The sequence below is a fragment of the Winogradskyella sp. genome (genome assembly GCF_028282165.1).
GTDB lineage: Bacteria > Bacteroidota > Bacteroidia > Flavobacteriales > Flavobacteriaceae > Winogradskyella.
Map to the genome: position 1 here is coordinate 64687 of NZ_JANQIM010000011.1, position 25293 is coordinate 89979.

Sequence of the window (25293 nt, forward strand, 5' to 3'; positions counted from 1 at the left end):
CTCTAAAAGTATGGTAGTAAATCTGCAAAAATGTGCTTCCCTATAAAACAGGACACAATTTGGTCTTCAGCTTCTTTTAGCTGCTTTCTTAAACTCAGTAGGGGTTTGGGAAGTCATTTTTTTAAAGGCAGAGTAAAAAGCCGCTTTGCTGTTAAATCCCACATCCAGCGAAATGGCAAAAATAGTGTCGGGTTTAGGCACAAGAAGTTTCTTTTTGGCTTCTTCTATCCGATAGCTATTGATAAAATCAGGAAAGCTCATTCCCGAATTTTGATTAATTGCTTGCGAAACATGATGAACTGAAGTACCTAGTTTTTCAGAAAGCACATTTAGTTTTAGATCAAAATCAAGATATAGACGTTCTTCCTGTACCAATGTGTTAATTTGACGAAAAAGCTCGGAAGAGTCCTTTAAGGAAGACTTAGCGTATTTCTTCTTGGTATTTTCTGGCAAATCCTCGAAATCTCCTGAAAAGGCAAACACTGGAAAATGCATCATGGAAAACGTGAAAATGAAAAAGAAGACCGCAATTAATAGCGATTCAAACTTCATTGAAAGCTGATAGGTATCCAAGCTATAGCCGTTTACAAAAAGATTGATAAACATTCCCAATTGTAAAACAACGAATGCGATTAAAATAAACTTTGCCCAACGGTATTGTAATTTTTCGTTTTTGTTTAGGATAAGCGCCGTAGGTGCCTGCCGAAATCGATAAAATGCCAAAAAGAAGAAAAAAACATTTAGCAAACTTACAGTTAGATACTCCAAAAACAGCCACTCATCATACTCTGAACTTTCTAAAAAAGTCAGGAGTTCATCCATAGTTTCATTTTCAAAAAGCGGATAAAAGAAAATCCATCGCAATAGGGTAATACCAATAACGATAAGCATCCATTTTTTAAATGAAATACTCAGTTTTATCAAAAGGACAATAAAGTAGTAAAACAAAAATCCGACAAGGTGATAGAACAAATAGGAAATTCCAAAATACCAGTCGTTTCCACCTTCGCTTAACGTCATATAATAATCAAAAGACACTAATGTGAAGTAGAAAACTAAGGTTGCCAGTAAGTAGCGAATCCTTCGGTCGCTCCCCAGCCCTGATCTTCGGAATAGGATAAAGACAAACAAAAATACCCCAACAGTAAGACTTAGTAAGGGAGCTATGTTTAAGGCGTTCATAAGAACAAAGTTAGTATTAAGCCGCTAACCTACAAGTTGTCTGTACTGTTATTTTATCGTGCTGAGGCTTCTCACACAAACCAAAAAATCACAACAGCATTAATAGCTAAGATGAAACCAAGAATTAGCACCCAAATCCATAGCCTTAAATGAACATTTTTTATAATGACCATTTCGGTCACCCACCAAAGACTGATATAGCCAATCCATATCCAAGTGTTTTGAATACGGTAAAGATGCATGACGACCATACCTGCTAAAAAAACAAGCATCACCACAGCAAACTTTAAGAGGTCAATCTTGGAGGCCTTCTTCACTGTTTTTTGAGTCTTATACTTCGTATCACATAAAACAATGAGGGAATTAAATAGAGCGTCAGTACCGTGGACGTGATCATCCCGCCAATAGTAACAATAGCCATAGGAATTCGGTATTCGGCACCTGCATCACCCAGCCCGATAGCGTTGGGAAGCATTCCGAAGATGATAGCTACGGTGGTCATAATCACAGCCTTCATCTTGGTTTTCCCAGAAAGAATCGTAGCGTTGTAGATGTCCATTTTCTTCTTTTTCATCAACTGTTCCGTGTAGTCGTGGATAAGGATGTCGTCGTTGACCACTAATCCAAGCAAAGTAATAATGGCCATCAAGGACATAATGTTCATCGTCGTCCCTGCTAAATACATAATGATGAATACCCCAATCATGGCCATGGGAACCGTCGTAAAAATGACTAGAGGTTGCCAAAGGCTTTCCATCAATGAGGCCAACAGCATATACATAAGTACCAATGCCAATAGAAAGGTAATGGTCATATCTTCAACCGTATTATCCAGTTCTTCCACATTTCCACTCCACTGAAAATCAACACCCAAAGGCAAACTAATATCCTCGAGCTTTGCATCAATGTTTGCTCTTACATCTCCTAAGATATGACCTGGTGCCAAGGTAGCACTAAACTCCGCTGTTTTCGATTTTTCTTTATGAAGAATTTGGGCGGGAGCCGTTTCGTAAGCAATCTCTGCCAACTGTCCTACAGTAAATATCCCAGTAGCGGTATGCAGTGGAAGCTGTATAATCTCTGCTACTGAGTTGGCTTGGTTAACAGGTAGCTTAATGTTAATATTGTATTCCACATCGTTTTCGCTCATCACTGTGGCCTTAATCCCTGTAATGGCACTCCGAATTACCAATGCGAGTTCATTTAAAGAGATACCCAATTCTGCCAATAAGCGTTTTTTGGGTTTAAATTGAAGCAAAGGAGGGCCATTTCGTAAACTTGATTCATACGAAATCAAACCATCTACATCCTTTAAAAGGTTTAGTATCTGGTCATTGGCTTCGGTGAGCTTTATGGCGTTATCGGATTTTAGTGAGAATCCCAAATCCCCACTTTCATCAGAATGTACAGTGGCTACCACGGATTTTGTTTCTGGGATTTCTTTGAGATTATTCAATAATTGTTCTCCTATTTCGCTATTCGATAAGCTACGCTCTGAGTTTTTATTCAGTTTTATTGAAATATTGGTATAGTTAGAACCCGTGGTAAAGGAATTTTTACTACCCAAAGTGCTTAATACTGCCTGTACTTCGGGATAGGAAGCAATCTTTTCTTCGACCAATTTGGTGATCTCACGATTTCGTTGAAGTGAAGTCCCTGGCTGCATTTCAAGCTCTACAAACAAATCGCCATTGTCAGATTCTGGTTCAAATTCAAATCCAATGGCATCTAATAATCCCATGCTCATAATGAAGAAAAAGAACATCACTAGAAATAAGATGATAGGGTTGCGTTTTCGAGACATTAACCTTTTTAGGGAATTTTCATAGACAGCCTGCAGCTTGTCAAATGATTTGATGATCCAATTTGAAAATTTGGAAGGCTTTGCATTATCCTTTAACAAAAGCGAGGCCAGCATTGGCGTTAAGGTAATAGAAACAATGAGCGAAAAGATAGTGGCAAAGGCAATGGTGAGTGCATACTCCCTAAAAAATGCACCTACGATGGAATTCATGGAAGCTATAGGCAAAAAAACTACCAGATTCGTACCCGTGGAAGCCAATACAGCGGTAAAGACCTCTTGTGTACCGTTTACACAAGCTTCTTTTATGGGGATACCTTCTTTTTTTAGACGAAGAATATTCTCCAAAACCACAATGGAATTAGACACCAAGGCACCAATGGCAACGGCAAAACTCATCAGTGAAAGCATATTGAGCGACCCATCAAAAAGGCGCATTGCTAGAAAATTGATGATGAGCGATACTGGAATGGAAATACTCACAATAACGGTTGCCTTGATATTATTGACAAATAGAAACAAGATTAGGCCCGTAATCAGGATGCCCAAAATTACGTTGAACATAGCATCATTTACCGAGCTTTCGATATATTCCGAAGAATCAAAAGGCAAACTTAAGGTAACGCCTTCGGGTAGGTCTTCTTGAATTTCGGGAATTAGCTTTTTTACTGCCTTGGCGATGGATACGGCATTGGCCGTACTACTCTTTTGCACGCTGATGCCCACAATATTGTTCAGTTCCTTGTCTGCGACTCCGTCATAAAAGAAGGCATCTCGTTTAAAGTTGGCAAAACTGTCTTTCACCACAGCAAAATCCGTAATTCGCTTTTCCCCATAAGGCGTAGTGATATAGGTGTTTCTTACCGATTCGATCGATTTGTATTTGCTTCCCGTTTTAATGATGGATTCCCGTCCCCCTTTTACGATGTCGCCTCCAGACATATCGATGTTATTGTCTTTTAATTGCGTGGCCACATCTGTGATGTTCATACCTAGGTCGTACAGGCTGCTCTTGTCCACCTCAATATGGATTTCACGTAGTTTGCCTCCGTTAAATTCAACCTTGGTGACCCCATCAATACGAGAGATCTTATCTTTGATTTTCCGTCTGGAAAGCTGATATAATTGGTTGGCATCTACATTTCCGGTGATAATCATATCCACTACCGAATTACTGTTCATACTAAAAGGTGCCAACAAGGGCTTTGAACGCTTGCGTACAAAGGGAAGCTTGGCTTCTTTAGGTAAAAAGGAAACCACCAAATCAATTTTGTTTCGCAATTCGGCCATGGCTTTGTCCTGATCTTTATCCAATTCAAACTGAACAATGATCATAGACATATTGGGCATGGAATAGGATTGCATTAGTTTGAGTCCATTAATGGTCGCCACCTCCTTTTCAAGCAGGTTGGTAATTTCGGTCTCTACTTCGCCAGGCGTAGCACCCGGATAATCGGTGATGATGACCATGGCGGGCAAATTCACCTCGGGCATAAGATTTACAGGTAATTTTACATACGACATAAACCCGAATAGCAAGAGTGCTAAAAATACCATAGCTGTGGTGATCGGTCTGGATACGGCAAAATTTGTAACCTTCATAGTTGTATTTTTTATTGGATGATTTTCACCAAGGTGTTTTTTTCGACTTTTTCCGAACCATCGGTTATTAGGCGTTGCCCAACGTTGAGTCCATCTATTATTTGTACGGAGGTTTCTTTACGTTGCCCTACTTTTACAGTCTTTTCAATGGCTTTTCCGTCATCTACAAGGAATACATAATGTCGGCTTCCCAGTTGTTTTAAAGAAATAACTGGAATCCAAATACTAGAGGGCAATTTCCCAGTCTCCAACTCAACTTTGGCATGGCTTCCAGCAAATGTTAAACCACTGTTTTTGAATGATGCAGTGACCTGGAATGCTTTGCGTTTTGGATCTAGCTGAATAGCAGTCTTGGTAATTTTCCCTTCTAATTTTTTATCCGCTATCATTAAGTGAGTTGTAGCACCAATGGCTACTTTATTAATGTCTTGGGGAGAAACGTAAAAATCAACTTCTACGTCGGCTGTTTTTGCCATACTGAACAGGGCTTGCCCCATACTTACTTCCTCATCGATGTTAACCATTACTTGAGTTATGATACCCGAAAAAGGCGCACGAATCGTATTTATATTTTGTAATTGCTGAACGACTTTAGTTTGCACTTCCAATTCGGATCGGTAAGCGTCTACAGAAACTTTGGATACAGCGCCTGCCTTTAGTAATTCTTGCTGGCGCACATAATCTTGTTCTGTTTTTCTTTGGGCAATCCTTGCCTGATCGATTTGCAATTGATGATTGATAGGAGGGTATGTCGCAATGGTTTCACCACGACGTACTTTTTGGCCTGGACTCACTTTAAGTGTCGTAACGATACCTGACTGTTGTGCTACAAAACTAGTGGCTTGGGAAAATTTCAACTCTCCGTAGTAGGTTTTGTATTCGGAGAAAACCTCTTCTTTTAAGGTGATAGTCTTTACTCGAACAGGCTTTTCTTCGATAGGTTTTTGTTGAGGATATTCCCAGTCGCAGGCTAGTACTAGTAAGCTGACTAAGGTTATCAATGCTATGTTTTTTGTTGATTTCATTTTTGATAGTTATTCTCTGGTTAAACGGGTTAGTTTATTTTGCCTGTAATCCGCAACATCTGAAGCTGCGCAATGTGCAAGTCCAAATAGGCATTGAGCAAGTCTAATTTGGATTGGGTGAGCCGTAGACGACTTTCTTTAAATTCCAAAGGGGTAACCACACCAAGATCGAGTTGCTTTTGAAAAATATTAATTTCACTTTCATTCAAAAGAATGGTTTGGTTAAAGGTCTCAATGTTGGCAACAGCGTTGTGATAGTTATTTTGTGCTGTTTGCAATTGGTTGCTTAGTTCTCGCTTGGTCTTTGAAAAATTAAGGGCGGCAGTTTCCTTTTCAATTGTTGCCTTGGCAATTTTTGCCTTGTTGCTTCCTCCGGAAAATATGGGAATGCTGACGCCCAGTTGCATGATAAATAGGCGATTTTCGTTAGCGCTAAAGCTAAAGTTATTAGCCTGGGCGTCATAGGTATATGCAGCGGCAAGATTAAATTTTGGCATCCAGAATTTCTTTTCAATGTTGATCTGCCTGTTCGCAATTTCGAGTTCTTTTTTCAGGGTTTTTAGTTGTGGTTGTTCTTCGAGGTTAGTGTTATCGGTAAGCAAGGGGTGACTTAAACCAATGGTTTGAAGGTCGTCCGCCAGCACAAATTCCTCTGTTACGGGAAGATCAGCCAGTATTTTAAGATCGTTGATCAATTGTGCTAATTGGTTCTTGGCATTTTTAAGTGGCGGAAGTGTCTTTTGGTAATGAATTTTGGTTTGCTGTAGTTGCAGATCACTTACCGTTCCTTTTTCGTGAAGCTTTTCGAGCTGTGTCAATTGTGCTTTGGCCAAACCAGAATTCTCTTCTAGCACTTTAATACTAGCTTCGGTAAAAATGGCTTGCCAATACAGAGCAGAAGCTTGTGCTATCAATTCATTGGCTAGATGTTGATCGTTTAAACCGCTGATTTCCTCAGCAAGCTTTACAATTTTAATGGCTGAAAAAACTGCTGGGTCAAAAACCGTCTGATTAAGTTCGGCACTGGCATTAACACTATTGTTAAAGTTGGTTCTAAAGCGCGTGACACTTCCATCAAAATCATTGATAAAGAGAAAATTTCGATTGAAATCCCTTTGGTAAAACCCGCTCAAAGTAACGTTTGGCAAGAGAGCAGCTTTGGCCACTTTTGTTTCTTCCTTAGCAATGAGGATTTGTTGGGCACTCTGTTTTAAATCGAGGTTGTTTTTTTTGACCAAGGCTATGTAAGCTGGTAGGTCTAACTCTTGAGCCTGTATAGGAGTAAATATCCATAAAGAGACACAAAAGACCCAACAATGTATAGAGCGAAATAGATATTTCATTTGCTTCGTGATTTTGTAGTGAATCAGAGATAATCACTATTTTCGAAGGCTAAACTAGGGTTGCGCGTATCTTTAGAAGACTTCCCCTATAAAACTGGACAAAATTGGAAGTAAAAAAAGTGTCTTGAATTAACGGGAAAGGATTTTAAGAATTGATTTTCTAGTAGGTACTTAATTTAACCCAAAACACTACTGAGCTTAAACATTGGTAGATACATAGCTATTAAGATAACACCAACTAACAACCCAACAATCATAATGATCACAGGTTCTAGCAATGTTGAAATCAGTTTAGATTTTTGTTGTACCTGAGTATTGTATTGCACATTTAAGCGTTGAAAGATAAACTCATTTTGGTTCGTCTCTTCTGCTACTTTAACCAAGGCTACCATTTTATCGTCAAAAAGGGGGTGAGGCTTTAAACTATTACTTAAAGACTTCCCTTTTAAAATATCTTGCTCAACGGATGCTAAGGCATTTTGCAGTGGATAAAAATTAATCATTTGCTTTACAAGCTGAATGCTATTGACTACAGGCACTTTAGATGCCGTTAACAAACTTACTGCTTGTGTGAACTGGGAGAGATATACTGTTTTTACAAACTCACCAATAAAGGGTAACTTAGAAATGAATTTGTCTTTTATCTTTTTGTACCACTGTTTTTTATTAAACAACGCTCTAGAACCTATGACGATTATAAGCCCTAACAATAAGAACCAACCGTAACTTTTTAGAAACTGCGAACAGTTAATAATGAATTTAGTAATAGCTGGGAGTTCTACTTTCTGTTGCTCAAAAATATCTTGAAACATGGGTACAACATAGTTTAGCATAAACACGACCACCAAAATGGCTGTTGCTAATATAATGGTTGGATACGTCAATGCACTGACCAAATTGCGTCGCTGTTCGTTCTTTCGGGCATAAAACTCACCTAATTGTTTTGTCACTTCTATAAGTGTTCCTGTTTCTTCACCGATTTTAAGTGAGTAGTATTCGTATTCTGAAAACTCTTTGTGATGGCTTGTGGCTTCAGATAGGCTTGAACCAGATACTATGGCTTTTGAAATATTTTTAAGCTTCTCTTTCTGGTTTTTCTTTTTTAAAGCACTTTCAATGAGCTCTAAAGCATCCTTTAGTGTAATGCCCGCTTTTAATAATACACTTAATTCTGTATAAAAATCTTCTTTTATCTTATTGGAGAAACTATTGCCAAAAAGGTTGATTTCTTTTTGAAGAAAAGCGGTTTTGTCATCATTTTTATGATGTTGTTTTTTAACAGTTTGTATATTCTCTAATTGAAATCCCATTAATCCATAAATGTTGAGGCATCATTTTTTTTAAAGATAAATAATTCTCGGTTTTGATAGACTTTGGTTGTTCTCAATTTTATGGCATCTACTTTCTTGGTTTCTGATAATACACCATTAAAATAAAGCAGTTTTGTTTCTAACGGAATTTGAAATGTGTCTTGGGTCTTAATGATATAGTCTCTTGAAAATGTATAGGAAACAGAATCTAATTCGTGCTTCAAAACCAACTGATTTTCTATTGTATTATAGTGAATACTAGAATAACGATTAAAATCTAACCATAAACTCGTTTCTAGTTTTTGCAGTTCTAAGCTTTTGTTGTAATTCGATTGAATGGCCAACATCTGCTTTTGAACAAGCCCTAGCACCGAAAATGCCAAGCCAACCACAATACTGGTGAGTATGAGAACCACAATAATCTCACTTAATGTAAATGACTTTATTTTTCTATTGTTCTTCACTTTTAATAACAGTAATAGTTTTTTTGGTTTTAGAGTTTATAGCTTCGAACTCAACCAAAGTTTCGTTATTTTCTTTAAAGTTATCAATTATTATAGTCCAGTTTTTATAGGTCTCTGTATAGGGTAGCAGTAGCTGCTCATGTTGTTGCAAATATTGCAATTCGTTGAGTCGATGGTCTATGGCTTGTGTATTGTTTTTTATGGTGTTTGAAAACAAGTTATTTAATATCATGCTTGCTATCATGAATATTAAAACGATAAGGATGGTTGCCACTAAGGTCTCCATTAGGGTAGAACCTTTTAGTTTATATGCACTATTTAGCTTTTTTAATAGAGCCATTTCAATACATCTTTTTTAGAATCGTTAAATAACAATCCTACATATTGCTGAGGTAATTCATTGATAGTTATCGTCCCGTTGTAAATATGGTTTTGATAAATGGAACCCGACTGATTAGCGATAAAATCATTGGTGTATACCGTGCCATAGACACTACCTTGTAGTTCAGTGTTTTCAGTATTGTATAGTTCACCGTAAACAGTTGCACCTTCTTTGAGTAGGATTTGTGGTTTATAGTTATTTGGGTTCTCTTGTCCCAAAAACAAGACTAATCCCTTAACGACTGTATTTTCGTTAATAGTAATTTTGTATTCTTCTTCAATTAAACTTATGGCACTACCACTTTGTTGAACATCTTGTTTTTCTCTAACAACTATAGCAGAGGGATAATTCAATTGCACATCTTCACCTACTATAACCTCTTTTGAAGCTATTGCTTGAAAATTTCCAACCGTATTGGGCAATATTTCAATTTCAGGTGCAAGAAGTATCACGTCTTTTAAGTTTGACGATGGATGAACAACGATTTTAGATTTTGATTGCACCAAGATATGCCCAGTAAGTTCAACTGCTCTCAAATCTATATTGCTATTAGAAAATACAATTTGAAGTGGCTCTAAAAACGAATTACTATATTGGTTTCCATCCTGCATGTTCAAAAACTGATGTAGTGATAGTGTAGAGTTTATGTGTTCTAACTGCGATATATTATTGACAACTTCAGATGATAGTTTGGGCAAGAGTGAAGATACTCTAGCTGGTCCGTAAATTAATTGTGAACTGTAATACGACTGCCCGGCTATATAACCTGGTTTTACACCTTGCCGCGGCAAATAGGCAAGCCCTTCAATTTTAGTATTACCGACCAATACCAAAGGTTTGTTATTGTCTTGCACGTATAGGACTGTTCTGTTATTTTTGGGCTGCTTAGAACCAATAAGAGCTACCTTTTGAAAACGGTTTTTCTTTATACTTGCTGAACTCAACACGCGCCCAAAAACTCCCCAAAAGCTACGATAAACTTTTAAGGTTTTATAGTCTTCATCATTCAGGTTGATCGTTGTTGTGTCATTCAAACGAATAGCGTTCCGAAGAGCATAATTAACTCCGTGATCACTTTGCTTAGTGGTTTCTTTAATAAAATTGGACTGAATTTGAAATTGCTTGTGCGTATTTACCAGTAGAATAAAAGCGGTAAGCAATAAAGCAATGACCACTATGATAAATGTAGTCAATTGTAATGCCCCAGCCGTTACCCTTAACCTAAGCATGGTTAAAGTTTTATTGTTTGGTTTGTTCCATTAAAACGAATAACGATGGATTCTTTATTACCTCTTATGAGTTTAACATCATTAATTACTTGCCCTACCTTTAGCAAATACTGCTTGTTGTTAATATTCACCACAAAAACTTTCTCTTTTGAGTTTTGTTTTTGAATAGACCCACCATAGGTAATTATTGGCATGGCAACTCCAGATGTATTGGGTTTGACATTAATACTTTTAGCGCGTTTTGAAGCTTGTTTTTTGGCCGATAATGTCCCCAAAAAAGGGTCTCTGTCTATCGTCTGTATTGAAAATGTATCCTTATCCTTTTGCACTTCAGGATTAAAGGCTACATCAAAACTCTCTGCTGTAGTTTGTGGTTGATCTGGGCTTATACCGTTGACTATTTTGAAAGCAACAGTTCCCCAGATGCCTAGAACCGCTGCAAGCAAAAGATATGTCTTGGTTTTATTCTTCAACGGTAAAGCTTTGCGTGGTGTACTCGGTCTCGGAAATCAAATTGGACGCACTTACCCGCCATTCATACTCGTTAGCTGTCATGTTCAATGCCGTAAAGGACGTAGCAGTGACAGTGGTGTTCGCAATGGGTGTAACGGCGCTTGCGAAATTGGGGTGTACAATTTGAATGGTATATTCATCTGCATTAGCCACTATGTCCCAAGAAAAAACAACGTTGCCCTCTTGTAGAGTCACATTATTGGCAGGCGTCAACAAAGTAACCGTTTCGTTTGAGATGTCTACAGTAGCTTCAGGAGTTATTGAAAACCCGGTAGTGACATAATCGGTTTCATAACCAGAATTAACCGCTTTAACGCGCCACTCGTAATTTCCTTCGGCTAAGACTTGAATGAAATTAGTTGTGCTTACCAATGAATCTAAAACGACTTGAGTCGCTTCATTAAATGTTGGGCTGGCAATTTGTATATTGTACTGCTCCGCATCTTTAACTGCTTGCCATGAAAAGGATGGCGAACCGGTATTTATAACGGCATCATCTACCGGCGCAATTAAGACTACCGTTTCATCAGAAATATCTACAACTTCTATAATCTCTTCACAACTTGTGAGTAAGATAACAGCAAAAATTAATTTTAAAAACCGCATAACTAAAATTTAAAGTAATTGATGTTCTTTTTAGCACGTTTTGCATTTCTATAGGTGCTATTGGGGCATTTATCGGTACTCTCAACAATATCTACAATACTTAGCTGATACTTATCATCTTCTTGCCAACAAAAATTTGAGGCCTGATAGGCAAATACCACGCCATCGTGAAACTTGAGACTGGTGAGGACTTGATTCTTCTGGTATGCTTTTAAAACAAGCGTTTTGTTAGTATCCTGTTCTAAGAAAAGAACATCGGCGTCTAATATCGCATTCATTTTTTCGTTACTTAACGCTATTGACAACGCCGAAATAAGATGGGCATTTTTCTTATTACGCAAATAATCTTTCACATTACTATTCTGCTTATCATTTAGCATATTGAGAACGGTAACTCTGTCGGCTAACTCTAGCTTAAGAAACTTAGGCTTGTTTTTTAAGGAATCTGCATAGCTGATATTAAAAGATTGTTGTTTTTTGTTATTGGCACTTGTAAACGCCTTAAAACTAGAGTTGTTAAACTCCTGCATGCTTACGCTTAGCCTTATGGGTTTGGTATATAAAGGTATAGCCATACTATTGTAATCCTCTTCTAAAAGAAACAGCTTATCTTCACCTATAATTCCTAATTCTATGGATTGGGTCGTTTTAGTTTGGGACTCGTTAGCTACTGATATGGATTTGCAGTTATAGCAAAGACATATCAGTAAATATAGAGAAAACAGATGCTTTTTAAACATAGTGTTTAGATTTTAGTAAATATAAAAAATATCTCGACAGCTATGGGTTTTGTTGTGCAATTAGCTATCAAAATATGTAGGAATTTTTTTGTTGAATATTAAAGTTCATCTTATAAGAACGGTTGCACTAGTTTTATCGTATCACCTATATTGTTTTTAAAGAACTTTTTAAAAGTAGAAAAAAACTACCACATTAATGTTATGTGCTAATAATCTGTACTATGAATAAAAATTAATTCATGTGGGGTAGGATACTTAATCAATGGATTAAAATCAACTTTCCAAATATCGAGTTCATATAATTTATCCTTGTTGTCAAGTGTTAAAGAAATATATACAGGGATATTATCTAAATCCACATATTCTACTTCTATTAATCTTTTACCGTATTTTCTGTTTAGGGAATTGTTATTTACAAAACGGATGCTTCCCATTTGACCATCTTTCAAATCTTCGACAACAGCACTTTCTTGAATCTTGAGTTGAGACAGAGAAACTTTGTCTAGCAAAGCATTAATTATTTCCTTTTCATCTTTTCTAATATCTCTTGCCATGAATTCAATTATTTTGGAAATATAGGAGCTACATTAATTTTATAATCTGATGCTCTATAAGTTTAGGATCAATTTCTTTGATGAATTTTCCCCTTATTGAAGGATGTCTTTGATAAAATATCATTTAGTTGTAGAGCATAAAAAAGCTGCTGTAAAAGGCGACTTATAAATTATTATTGTTTGCACGGACTACAAGTCTGCGCTAGCGGGATATAACCATAACAAAAGGATGGTAGCCCATCTTGTTGATTAAAGATAAAGCATTAGTACTATTTTTCGCAACTACTGCCAATAGATTTTTCCATCCACTAATTTACTACACGTCTATTTTAAAAACCCTTATTTTATAATTTCTAATAAACATTCTTTTATTCAATAATATCACATAACGATAAAAATCAGTAATTCTTAAATCTTAGAATTACTGATTTTCAATTAGTTACAGTTCGTAGGTTTGTTATCAACTAATTTGCTACGTTACCCGATACCCAAGAGAATTATACTTAACAACACTATGATAGGTTTCTATTATTTTAATATCTTTTATGACTCATATTTTAATCTTAAAAATTTAATTACTACCAGCTACCACCAGCTCCTCCACCTCCAAAGCTGCCACCTCCAAAGCCAAAGCCACCTTTAAAACCACGATTAGGTTCTAACTTATGTATTTCATCATTAACATCTTGAAGCTGTTGTTTTACTCTTTTTATTCTTGCCTTAACTCTATATAAATTAGCTTTTGAAGCTTTATGAGATGCTTCTGTTGCAACTTTCACATATTTAGAAGATAAATTAGCTGCTAGGACAATAACATCTTTTGTAGAAGATAAATCCTCTAATATACCTTGCCCATCTTTTGTAGTATAGTTTATACCCCAAGCTTGTTCTTCTTCATCATAATAAGCTGTCAGTCTCACTATATAATCGTTAATGGTAAGTTCTAATTTTTTAGGGTCATTAATTACTTCTTGCATTCTTTCAGGCGAAAGTTCTTTGAATTTTTTTAATACAGATGTTGCTATTCCATTTATCGCATCTTGTTGTGTTAAATCCTTAGTTAATGACTCTAGGCGGTTAGCATGACGTAATTGTGAATTTAAACCATTTAGTTTTTCCATCAAAGAATTTCTTTGGTCATACAACTTCTTAAGCTTTGGGTTTGCAACAACAACAACTTCATCTAAGGTTTCTGTTTTTACACACGGTGGGTCTGGGCAATCTGTACCTCCGTCAGGGTCAACTCTATTTGCCCAATTATTACCCATCGACATGTAAGGACTATGGTATTGACCAGCTGGGTCTGTAGTCAACCATCTATTTATTCTAGGGTCGTAAAGACGAAGTTCAAAAGCAGGCTTACCAGTTTCTTTATCTGTTTCCGCATATTCTCCTTGATAACCGTATCTATAATCACCAACAACGTTACGTCCTGGTAAGGGCATTCCACCGGGATAGTAATCGGTTTTGTTAATTAAAGATAAGGCATTAGTGCCACTTTTTATAACTACGGCACGTATATTGCCCAAATGATCTGTGAGTTGGTAGGCATCTAGACCATCTTCTGATCCATCTTTGTAATGGATGCCTATTCGACTTGCACCATAGATAGGGTGTTCACGTGGTATGGATGCATCTAAACCTGTAGCCTGGGTAGATTGGTTGTAAATGGCCATAACACTTCCACTTGCATCTCTAATGTAGTATGTAATATCTGCTTGAGATATACCTTCAGCATATACTTCTTTACGTATACGATGCCCTCTATCATCATAATAGAACGCCAGCTTATCTTCATTGGCTACTTGTAGATTTATATTGTCAACTTCAATAGTTTGATGAATTTTACTATAATCTGTACCTAAAGTTAAGCCTGGAGAGTTACCATTATTGACTACAGTTAATCGTAATGTTATTTTCTGTGAGCTTGGTACAAAGCTAAGATTGATACTATTTAAGCTACGGTTACAAATTTCTGTATCGCCTATTTGTGGAGTTATATTCACACTTTGCAATACCGTTGCCGTGCCAGAACCATCAATAGCGTACTCGATAACTTCTACCGTGGCATTAGTAATGCTAATTGGTGTGGTTTGTGTTTCCCAAACACTTGTTGTGTTATTTAAAATGCGTTCTGTTTGTTCTTTCAATACCAACACATCTAAATCTAAATTGTGATACGCATTAGGAACCACATTAAATCGTGTAGAGGTACTGTAAGTATTATCATTGGCATAATCATAAAAATTGATTTGGTGTCTGTTATTGTATTGGCTATCGTTATCAGAATCAAAGCTTGTACAGTATTCGGGTAATGCTACAATACTAGCCTCACCATCTAAAAGTAATACACGCATACATTCTTCATCTTCAAAGTCTTCATTTTGGTCAATCTGATCTGCAAAACTAATACGGCCTAATTGTCGTGACCCTCTCACCACATCTTGGAACCATATGGTAGCCGTGGTTCTTCCATTAGTACAGGTAGCATCTTCATAATCTTCTTCGGCCAAAGTAAGGTAGTTGTTTGTTGCTGTCTGTGAAAATGCCTTAATCTTGGTTACTAATCCCGAGGCATTATACTCATAGCCTATACCTTCTTGGGCGTTGATCACCATTTGACCTATATCATTATAAGTGTAATTATCTGGCATTAAGATACCAAAAGGATCATCTATAGAACTAAGTTCTGCTTGGTTTTTAAGATCGTTATAACGATTAGGATCTGGGTTATCGTTGCTATCCTCTACGGTAGTTAATTGATTGCTGCCCCTTTTGTAGTGATAGGTAAACGCGTCCATGGCATTGGTACCATTTGCATCGGTATATCCGTTTCTGTTTAGGGTCTTAATATTTCCATTAGCATCATAGGTAATATTATTAACGTTATAATCTCCTGATGAAACAGTTGCATTATTAAACTGGGCTTCTTGAAGCCAGTTGTTTTTATTATAGGCATAACTATACGTACTGGCACCGCCATTTTGATTTTGCCATTGAATGGCTTGAATATTACCATTAAACTGATTTGGTGTTGATGGTGAGATACTTGCTAAAGATGTAGGTGTAGATGCGCGTGCATAGTCATTATCATGATATTGTACGGCCATACCAAAAACATCAGTCATAAAACCATTTGCACCATCATTCCCTGGATCGTTTGCTGGTGTTAAAGACGGATGATTAATGGCTTTAAGATGTCCATTTAAATTGTATACATAGTCAATCCCCTGAAGATTCTCAGCTAGTTCCGTACGCACGAGTTGGCCTACTTCATTGTATTTATACATTGCTTGCTCTTTAAAGTTTATGCCATCAGTAGATGTCTCTACGGTGACTAATTGACCAGCATCATTATAGGTATAACGATGTACAAAACGCTCCGTGGCACTATGACGTTGGTAATCGACTTGAATAATTTGACCCGTTACAGTATCATATATATAATCTAAAGTTTTTAAGCAATCTAAACCTGTTGGTTGTTGTATGATCCATTTAACACGGCCATAAACATCGTAACTGTACCATGTGATATTGGTCTCTGGTTTTAAGGTATAGGTCTTAGAGACATTACCTGATAAAAAGGTCTGTTTGTAAGTACGCTGTGGTAAACCACATTGGGCAAGCCTATCTGCTAGTGCTATATCAGGACTATCATATTCTGTAAAGTGTTGTTCAAAGCAATTGGAGTCGTTTAATCCATCATTGTCATCCACTATACCTTCAAATGGATTAGCGGACGGTGGTGGCAAAACTTCATCAAGTAATATATACATGGCGCCATTTTCTGTTTTGTTAAACAAGGCCTTCGCCACTAGAGCCTGAGACGTAGATGATGCACTACTGTGAAACGTTGTACCATTTAATTTATAGTGAATCTGAGTGTCAGTACGATGTACACTATATTCACCATTAGGATCAAACGCACCAAAATCCGTTAATGTTTCTATGGTATTACCTAAAAAATCTGTAAAAGTGGTACTAAGTAGTTGGCCATCTTCCATAATATAGGTATGATAGGTGACATTACCTGTGGTATTATTGAACTTGGCTACCAAGTTAATCCCGTAGGTCATTGGGAAGACATCATTAGTCACAAAATCGGCATCTTTACTAATCTCTACTAAGCCTACAATAACATTGTAAAACTCATTAACGCGCCCTAATACTAGTGAATTAGTTCCATTAGACACTCTATTTTGGGTAGAACCAATATTTGTACTTGATTCATCTTCACCAATACCTGTATCAGTGCCTGGATCTAAAAAAGGGTCATCAGGATCTAAAGGGTCATCAGGATCTATAGGATCATCAGGAAGTTCGGGAATCATATTCGTTGAAAAGTTTGATCGAAATCTAAGAAACCCTTCATCTTGTATCGCTTGACTTGAGGCCAAACTACTTTTCCACAATGAGCCTTCTGTTGCATTGCTTTTATAGCCATTGCCATTAATACCCCAAAAGCCGCTTATTTGTATGTTCTCATTATGAATAGCGGTTATAGGTCCTGACTGTGCTTCTTGGGGATCAAAAGGTGTTGTACCATCTGCAGCAACGATTACATTAGGAATAAAGATATCACCACCACGATAGACTCCACTTTCTACAGGACGTCCCAAACGATCGTAATTGGTATATGAAAATTCCTCATTATACTGTTGCTTAGAATTTTGTGAAAAACGGATTTGCCCATCTTTACGATAAGCAAAGCGTGCTTCGCCTTCATCTATGCTACTTGTAGAGAGTAACTGCCCTAATGAATTATACTTGAAGGTACTTTTAAAATCCTTTCCGTTAGGTTGTGTGGACTCTAATAATCGACCGGATTTATCATAATAATTTAAGCTGTAGTCATAATAATTCTGACAATGATCTACTAAATAGTCTCTATTCTCTAAATCAAAATAGCCTGGTCGTTCATTAACGTCAAAAGAATAATGAACTGAACCATCTACATAGCCGTAACGTAGTTCAATTCTGTAAAAGCCTTCCTCAGGTAAGGTATGTGTGCCTGAGGAGACCTCCATAATCACCTCTTCAGTAATTAGATTGTAGATACGATAATAGATACCTTCTGGTAAACTAACATCCGTAGATGTAGACCTGGCATGTAATAATTTGCCTAACTCTTCTGCTTTTTGTTCTATACTTTTATTGGCGTTTTCAGGATTTGATTCATAAACCGCCATGCGATTTAAGTTAAAACAATCTTGTATATCCTCATCAGGGATGGCTAATATTTCATCACTCACTGTAAGGTCGTTACAATCGGAATTGTTTCCACCATTATTACCACCATTATTACCACCTGTTGATGTGCTTGTAGTATTGGTGCTTCTAAGATGTATTGTTGGTGTACAGCCTTTAGAAATATGAATGTCTAACCAGCCTTGATCTCCTATGCTAATTTCATTGTTTCTTACATTGGTTGTTACGCCAGAATCTTCGTTACCACTCCGAGCAGCCGCTAAAGTATTACCATCGCTATCTACAAATACAACGGTTTCAACACCGTGGATATCTCTACTTACTGTTTTTGTAATACGCCGATTCTTATAGGATGAATTATTAAATGCTTGGGCAAAGCTTAATGCTTCACCAGCACGCATGGTAAAACTATATGTCTGTAACCATTCGCCATTTACTTTGTTTCCGCCTAGTGTTTTTTTGGAAGTTCCAGGATTTAGCTTACTAAATACCGTTCTTGAAAAAGGATAATCAGTAACATCTTGGTACGGATTAGTAGTGTTGTTTGTACTATAATAATAGCCTAAAGTATTAGGATTACTTGTAGATATTGCTGTTGGATTATCTTCATCAGTTTCAAAATAACTTGTGTTATAGGGTGTACCTCCTGAAATATTAGCCAGAATAAAATCACCATTATATCTAAATGTCGTACCATGTGGTGCGCTTAGACTTTGAAAAGCAGGTCGGCCCTGATAATCGTATAATACCTGTGAGTTCCATACTTTATCGGTTAATATATCCCATGATTGGCTTTGTGTACCTTTTCCTAAGGTATTAAAAAAGGTAACACCCTTACCGATTGTATTTCCAGTAATATCGTAACTAATATTACTTATCCAATTCATATTATCTTGAGGTATTGGAGGTTGTTCTTGAGCTTCTGAAAACCCTAAAATGAATAATGCTAATAATAGTACTATCTGATGTTTCAATATTCTAGTCATAACTTTCATATTTAGTGTTTGATTACATTAAAATTCCCTGATTGCTTATTAATGTTATATACATTAACTATTTTTCCATCTCGATCTTTTTCTACAACCGTACCTGATTCGCTGAATTCGGCGTGCTCGCCTAGCGGTGGTAGAATCTTAGATTCATCGGTTACAGTGGTACAGTCTAAATACACATCCATAGGATTGGATTGATATAGATCGCCATTTTCATTATCTAAAACGCGATATTGAATAGTCTGATAGTTTGAGTAACCAGATTTGCATTTCTGGTTTCTGACATAAAATATTTCGCCACAGAATGTATTCTTATTATTGCTAACAGGCATAAAAGAAGACCACTGATCCGAAATGTGATTGAACGTTCTGTACTGATAACTATAGTTTTCGTGCAAAGGATTTATTACATAAGGTCTGAAGCGATATTTATTTTGCTCTGAACAAGCACCATAGTCGGTAGATATTTCAATATCTGCCCACTTTTCGTTAGAAAGGGTAAATTTGCATCCAGACTCTATGACTTCTTGTTTAACTATAACTGGCTTACCATCTAATGTTGGTATAAGCGCCTCAACTATCCAGGCCTTATTAAATTGTCCTTTTCCTGACTTACAAGGTACGATTGCAAAAGGAACTTGTTGAGCTATTCCCCCATCTACATACTCTGAGAATGTCTTTGTTGTATAATCTGTAATCCAACGCCATCTAATAGGCGATAAACCTGCAGCTTGTAACACATCAGGATTCTTAATACAAGGATGATTAATAATAAAAGTTTGCATTAAACTGCTTCTTCTACTTGCTTCGATAGTAGCCGAGAGCAAACTTTCGTATTTAAAGTCACAAGGATCATCACCAACAATTACGGGGTCATTATCATCGGATGGATCAGGTGGTGAATCTTGACCATCATCATTACAGCATCGACATTCCTCTTGTACAGGCCAATTGGCAAGCACATCAGGACCATCTTTATAATTATAACGATATTTATTCACTAACTTGAAACCTCCATTTACGAAGGTTGACGTTTGGGTCGATGGTGTTTCGATTTCTTTGTAAGTTTTATATAAACGTCCTGCATCATCATATACAAACTTTGATGCCATATTGTTCGCATCTAAAATATATGTCAATTCATCAGTTTTTAAATCATAAACATAGCTATTCATAGATGCATATACAGGATGTATTCTTAAATCATCGACATAGGTCGTGTTATCTAAATTAATTACGCCATAATCTACAGTTGCACTATTATCTGGAATATTAAAATAGTGATTAAGTTGTACCCATTCGCAAGCAAAAACAGTCTCACCATTAAAAGACTCTGTAGTGCTTCCTTTTTTGAACATCAGTTTTTGGTAGTTATTTACATCCACCCAAACAGATAATTTATACTTGTCGGAGCTCATTTGCCCGTGATTCAATGCAACAGTAATAGCATTATTAGTTTCTAATTTTGCAGAATATTTTCCGGTATGTGCCATAGCGCTGCTTTGATATGAAGCACCAATTATTTCAGGATCTAAATAATTACCACCTTCAGTATACTCCATACCTGAATAGTACATTTCATTTTGTGCCGCATTTCCGCTAGCTATAACCTTAGAATAATTATCGCTCATTTTTGATGACGCATAATTCCCATTTATATCTTTGGTCTCCACAGGACTCGACCAACGCGTATATTCCGTAATCTCAGAGGCTTTCTGCCATTTGTCGCTTGTTGGTTCTCCTACTCCCCAATTAAAATAATCTACGGCACTACTAACTGGCGTATTGTACGTCCCTGTTACGGGGTTTATATCATCTTTCCAGACATAATTTTTATGCTTACGCCATACACCACTTTCAGTAGTTTTGGTACCATCGGTATTTCTATAATGCCACCTGTCATTCCAAGTTGTTATACTGGCATTCAAAGTTTGGCCACCCGTAGAAGCTACAACCATAGCCTCTTGGGTTAACATGTTTTTGTATGTTGGGTTATCGACTTTAGAACCCATTTCTGGATATTTGGTATAAGCTGGAACTTTTTTACTTATGACCTGTGTACCATCTGCAAGAGTAGTCCTTGCGACTAAAAACTCATTGGTTTTAGAATCCGGGCTAGAAAACTCAGTTGTAGTTTTAAAACCGTTACCATAATTAATTGAAGCTTCTTGATATACAGGATACGTTATTTTCGTTGACACATTGAGATAGCGATCCCTTGCTGTTAAGGTGTTATTATAGTTACATTCAACAGATTGCTTATAATTTACAAAATAAAGATCGAACCCCGTATTGAACTTCACATAGTCATGATCGTAGTTATAGATAGATTTCATACTATGGAAACTCTCTTGAATAGAACCTTTGTCAGAGTTCTTAAGTTCTTCTATAGGCTTATAAATATTCTCTTCTTTAGTAATCAAGTGCCCATAATTGTTATAAAGGGTTTTACTTCGAACTGAACCTATCATAGCTGTATTATCCTCAAGATAAATATCCGCTGCTTTTAACTTCTTACTTGGGTCTAGATTAGTATTCTCAACAACTGTCGATTTAAATAGGTTTCCAATAGTGATGTCTTTCTTAAATATATCTGTTGCAGGTTCAAGTACATTAAAATGAAAAACCGTTTCACCGTTAAAAGTTGAATTGCCTGAATTACCTTCAACCTCTCTAATTGTAACATATTCATAAGTCACTCTAGGGCCTGGCAGTTCTGCTTGGTAAGCAACATATTTAACTCCTTTTACTGGTGCAAACGAAGTAATTCCAGATGTTCTGTCTTTAATAGGGTCTTGATAAGAGTGCTCTATAGCATATCTATTAGCATTTTCATCAATTGCAGTAATTGTTTTTACCCGCACACCACCTCCAGTACCACTGCCAGGTACTTTATTAGCTACAAGATTATAATACATACCGTGTCTATGGTAATTAGAGCCGCCAGATGATGGACATTCACCGAATTCTTTTTGAGGTGGGTTGGATCCTTGATTGGAATGAGAACCATAAGTATATGAGAAGAACCCAGCTGCATCAGAAGCTCTATCCAATTCTAAAATATTCATATCCTGTCCAAAGACACCTTTCAGTAATAATCGATTTGCGGTTACTTCTTCTACAATAAGCTCAGTTGCTGGCATGCTAAACTTCTCTCTGTCTGTTTCACATCCAAATAAATTGCACGTATTTTTCATAATACAGAGCCAATATTCAATAGCTGTAGCTTCGCCTTCCACAAAATAATCCCTAAAATCATTAACCGTAACTTGACTTGATGCATTGTCATCATTCCTTATCTCCAATAAAAACTCAGATCCTGCGCTCCATGAAGGGCTAGGTATGATTTTAAACTTCAGAAAATCATCCCAATATCGTCTTGCAAAGGCTTCTGTCCAGTAATCATCTTCTTCATAACCTATTTCTAAGGTTGATCCTGTAGGCGTCTTAATCTCATTCATACTCCACAATTCAGGAATGGTATTATGATATCCCCAAGCATCCTTATCACAATTACTAGATGATGGACAAGGTTGATAGGCTATATTTTTACCGATATACGAAAATGAATATGGCGGCATATAGTCGTAGGCTTTTTTACCTAAAGTTTTTACAGAATTTAGTGTTAATCTACCTTTTGCATTAACTCCATTTTGAGCAGGGGCAAAAGAATTGGGGGTATTAGTAGCTAAGCTATAATCCTGATCAAACTTTATTATTTTTAAAGCGTTATTGTAAATCGCATATTCATTATTAGAATCTAAAACAAAATCCCCATTATCCAGAACATTTTGCTGATTGTTAATGGTATATGTAATTTGATTGTTGTTGGAGTTATATGGTCTTTTCATCGGACTTACCCAAGGAACAGTGACTGAAGAACTAGGATTTGAAATTATGGATTGGATCTGTGCTTGGCTTGAGGAGTTGTCGTATTCATTTTTAAGTAAAATGATTTCATCTAACTTTAGACCACTTTGTATCGGGTAATAAATTCTGTAATCTCCTTCAAAAGATGGAAATCTATTTGGATTTGAAATAGTTGCATTAGGCACACCTATTTGTTTACCTTTACTATCCTCACGAACCGATTTTACAAAAAGCGCTGTGTGCGTTCGGGTAACGATTTTGTTTAAATAGGTTAATTGTTTTCTACCCCAACCATACTCTTGAGTGGCTTGATTCTGAACCCATTCTTGATTTAAGTTTAGATCAACATAGCCATCATATGGACTTCTCCATACATGACCATCCGTCCATTTACCGTAATCGAATCTTATCCAATACCCATAATCATCCTCATTGGGATATTTTCGATTAGCATCAGTTTTATAGTAATCTGGTCCTGTAATTGCAGTTAGTACCCAATGCGTTGCATAAGGTTCTACTTTACGTTGCTCGTGATAAAAACTATGCTCTGAGAAAAACTCATAAGTATCGGGATTCATCTTTTTTTGCCTATAAAACTCTTCAAAGTGATAGACTGGCAATGAGTAATGGTAGGTTTTGCCATCTGGTGTAGTTACTCTAAATCCTCCTATTCCTTCTGGAGTGTATCCAGCATCGGCTTGTCTATTATAGATATTATCCCCATTAAACGGTTCTAAAATATTATTTTGGGAAGCAAATGTCGTACTACTCATTTGCTCATTTGTAAAGGTCTCAACATAGTTTATGTTTTCTTGTCGAGAACTTATCTTATTATTAGAATTGCCTACATAACTATTAATGTTACTGCCATTTATTGAACCAGAAGGTATTGTTGAAGAATTAACAATTAAACTTGATGGATAACTATTGTCAAAATAAAAATTGATTTTATTTGGGTCATTGGCAGATGCTCCTAATCCTCCAAATGTATTAGTGAATTTTCTGCCATGATTGTAGTTCCAATTCACAATGGCACTTTGCTCGGTATATGTTTCAAAACCGTCAATGGGGATTAATGTACTGGCTAATATATCTGACGCACAATTATTGTAAATATTAAGTATGTCTTGACTCGACAGATTACCACTAACGGGTATAAATGCGTTGCCCGACTTAATTCCTGCACCTGTTTTATCAGAATTATATTCTAACTTTAAGCTTTTTGCGACTAGGTTACCATTTTCTAACAATCTAGGTCGCATTTGGCCATTTAGCCCTTGGGCGTTAACCTGAAAGGAATCATAAGAAGGTTGTGTAAACGCATATTTCTGTCTTTCAAAGGCGTCTTTAAATTCTACTAATTCCTTTTGTGATTGAGGTAATTGCTGTTCATAGGCGTCCATATAGTAATCCCTATCATGTTCTGCACCTAAAACAGTAGCATAAGAATCATCTAAACCTTGAAGATTTGGCATTTCATTATAGTACAATGGGCCATAAACAAAATTAGCATAGGTTTCATCAAGTTCATATTGTACTTTTCGTTTTTGAAATTTTAATGAAAGTACTTTTGGAATAATAGGAATATTAAATCCAAAGCTTGTTTCCGTTAGCTTTCCAGATTGACTGTTATTTATTGAAAAACTAGCACTTCCAATTCCTGCTGAACTGGAAAAAGACCCTGAAAACCCACCATTTGAAGACAAAGAAATACCTAATGAATTATATGAAGTACTTGCTTTTCCATCACTATTAGTTACCTCATTAGCTATCGAATAATTCGCACCGATACCAACTCCACCTGTGCCAGCAGATCCATTAATACCAGCTCTATTACCACCTTTTTTGCCATAAGACCCTCCAACTCCCATATTGGCAATAATACCTTGAGTATTACTATATCCTAATGAAACATTGCCTCCGTAATGAAACTTACTGTCTTTCTTACCTATGTTGCCGCCTAGATTTATCATACCGCTTCTAGACCCATTCGAATCCCAACCAAATCCTATCCCTACATCTATAGTTACCGCTTCGGAAATACCTGCTTGTATTCCTATATCCACGTTATGAGCTTCATAGTTGTAGTAATTTCGGTTTCTTACAAGTCCACCTTTCCAATCATCTGGAAACCCATTGACTCCTCGATCTATGGCACCTGGATTTATGTTCCATCCTAAACCTACCCAAGAGGCTTCTTGATCATAAGCGATACCGCCATGATAGTTTAAAGAAATAGGATAGCCACCTTCTGGAGACGGAACATTCAATAGCGGAAGCACATAACTAAAATCTCCTGTGACTAAACTAACCATATCTGTGGCATCTACTGGTTCAAAACTTACAGCTTCGGGAGCTGTAGGACCGTTATTATTGGCCCATAGACTATTTATCGGAAATAGCGTAGTCAGAAAATTTAGTGTTAAAAAAACAGCTATAATTCTGTGAGAAAGTTTGGGTCTCATATTTATC

Annotated in this window: 15 protein-coding genes; all 15 read right to left on the bottom strand. The window is 36.7% G+C overall.

The window, feature by feature from the left end; genetic code table 11:
• Positions 1-66 precede the first annotated feature (66 nt).
• The gene (locus Q0972_RS05195; RefSeq protein WP_299363478.1) at positions 67-1182 is read right to left on the bottom strand and encodes a helix-turn-helix domain-containing protein; all 1116 of its coding nucleotides are present in this window, start codon (positions 1180-1182) and stop codon (positions 67-69) included.
• Positions 1183-1253: 71 nt separating this feature from the next.
• Positions 1254-1499 carry a hypothetical protein gene (locus Q0972_RS05200; RefSeq protein ID WP_299363480.1) on the bottom strand — a complete coding sequence of 82 codons (246 nt, stop codon included), beginning with the start codon at positions 1497-1499 and terminating at the stop codon, positions 1254-1256.
• Positions 1496-4585, bottom strand: a complete 3090-nt coding sequence (locus Q0972_RS05205) for an efflux RND transporter permease subunit (RefSeq protein WP_299363482.1) — start codon at positions 4583-4585, stop codon at positions 1496-1498. The genes Q0972_RS05200 and Q0972_RS05205 overlap by 4 nt, the downstream gene beginning before the upstream one ends.
• Before the next feature lie 11 nt (positions 4586-4596).
• Positions 4597-5610 carry an efflux RND transporter periplasmic adaptor subunit gene (locus Q0972_RS05210; RefSeq protein WP_299363485.1) on the bottom strand — a complete coding sequence of 338 codons (1014 nt, stop codon included), beginning with the start codon at positions 5608-5610 and terminating at the stop codon, positions 4597-4599.
• A 29-nt stretch (positions 5611-5639) separates the two neighbouring features.
• On the bottom strand, positions 5640-6953 hold the full coding sequence (locus Q0972_RS05215; protein WP_299363488.1) for a TolC family protein: 1314 nt from the start codon (positions 6951-6953) through the stop codon (positions 5640-5642).
• Positions 6954-7129: 176 nt separating this feature from the next.
• Positions 7130-8263 carry a type II secretion system F family protein gene (locus tag Q0972_RS05220; protein WP_299363491.1) on the bottom strand — a complete coding sequence of 378 codons (1134 nt, stop codon included), beginning with the start codon at positions 8261-8263 and terminating at the stop codon, positions 7130-7132.
• Positions 8263-8727 carry a type II secretion system protein gene (locus Q0972_RS05225; RefSeq protein WP_299363493.1) on the bottom strand — a complete coding sequence of 155 codons (465 nt, stop codon included), beginning with the start codon at positions 8725-8727 and terminating at the stop codon, positions 8263-8265. The genes Q0972_RS05220 and Q0972_RS05225 overlap by 1 nt, the downstream gene beginning before the upstream one ends.
• Positions 8714-9067, bottom strand: a complete 354-nt coding sequence (locus Q0972_RS05230) for a hypothetical protein (RefSeq protein ID WP_299363495.1) — start codon at positions 9065-9067, stop codon at positions 8714-8716. The genes Q0972_RS05225 and Q0972_RS05230 overlap by 14 nt, the downstream gene beginning before the upstream one ends.
• Positions 9055-10338 (bottom strand): hypothetical protein, encoded by a 1284-nt coding sequence (locus tag Q0972_RS05235; protein ID WP_299363496.1) that lies wholly within the window; start codon positions 10336-10338, stop codon positions 9055-9057. Before Q0972_RS05235 ends, Q0972_RS05230 begins: the two co-directional genes overlap by 13 nt.
• Before the next feature lie 2 nt (positions 10339-10340).
• A complete protein-coding gene (locus Q0972_RS05240) occupies positions 10341-10811 on the bottom strand; it encodes a hypothetical protein (protein WP_299363497.1) in 471 nt (156 codons plus the stop codon).
• Positions 10801-11457 carry a hypothetical protein gene (locus tag Q0972_RS05245; RefSeq protein WP_299363498.1) on the bottom strand — a complete coding sequence of 219 codons (657 nt, stop codon included), beginning with the start codon at positions 11455-11457 and terminating at the stop codon, positions 10801-10803. The genes Q0972_RS05240 and Q0972_RS05245 overlap by 11 nt, the downstream gene beginning before the upstream one ends.
• Before the next feature lie 2 nt (positions 11458-11459).
• Entirely contained in the window at positions 11460-12197 is a 738-nt protein-coding gene (locus Q0972_RS05250; protein ID WP_299363500.1) for a hypothetical protein, read from the bottom strand.
• A 206-nt stretch (positions 12198-12403) separates the two neighbouring features.
• Positions 12404-12751: a hypothetical protein gene (locus tag Q0972_RS05255; protein ID WP_299363502.1), complete on the bottom strand. Its 348-nt coding sequence runs from the start codon at positions 12749-12751 to the stop codon at positions 12404-12406.
• Between the two features lie 578 nt (positions 12752-13329).
• A complete protein-coding gene (locus Q0972_RS05260) occupies positions 13330-18945 on the bottom strand; it encodes an RHS repeat-associated core domain-containing protein (protein ID WP_299363503.1) in 5616 nt (1871 codons plus the stop codon).
• Between the two features lie 11 nt (positions 18946-18956).
• A complete protein-coding gene (locus Q0972_RS05265) occupies positions 18957-25286 on the bottom strand; it encodes a hypothetical protein (RefSeq protein WP_299363504.1) in 6330 nt (2109 codons plus the stop codon).
• Positions 25287-25293 lie beyond the last annotated feature (7 nt).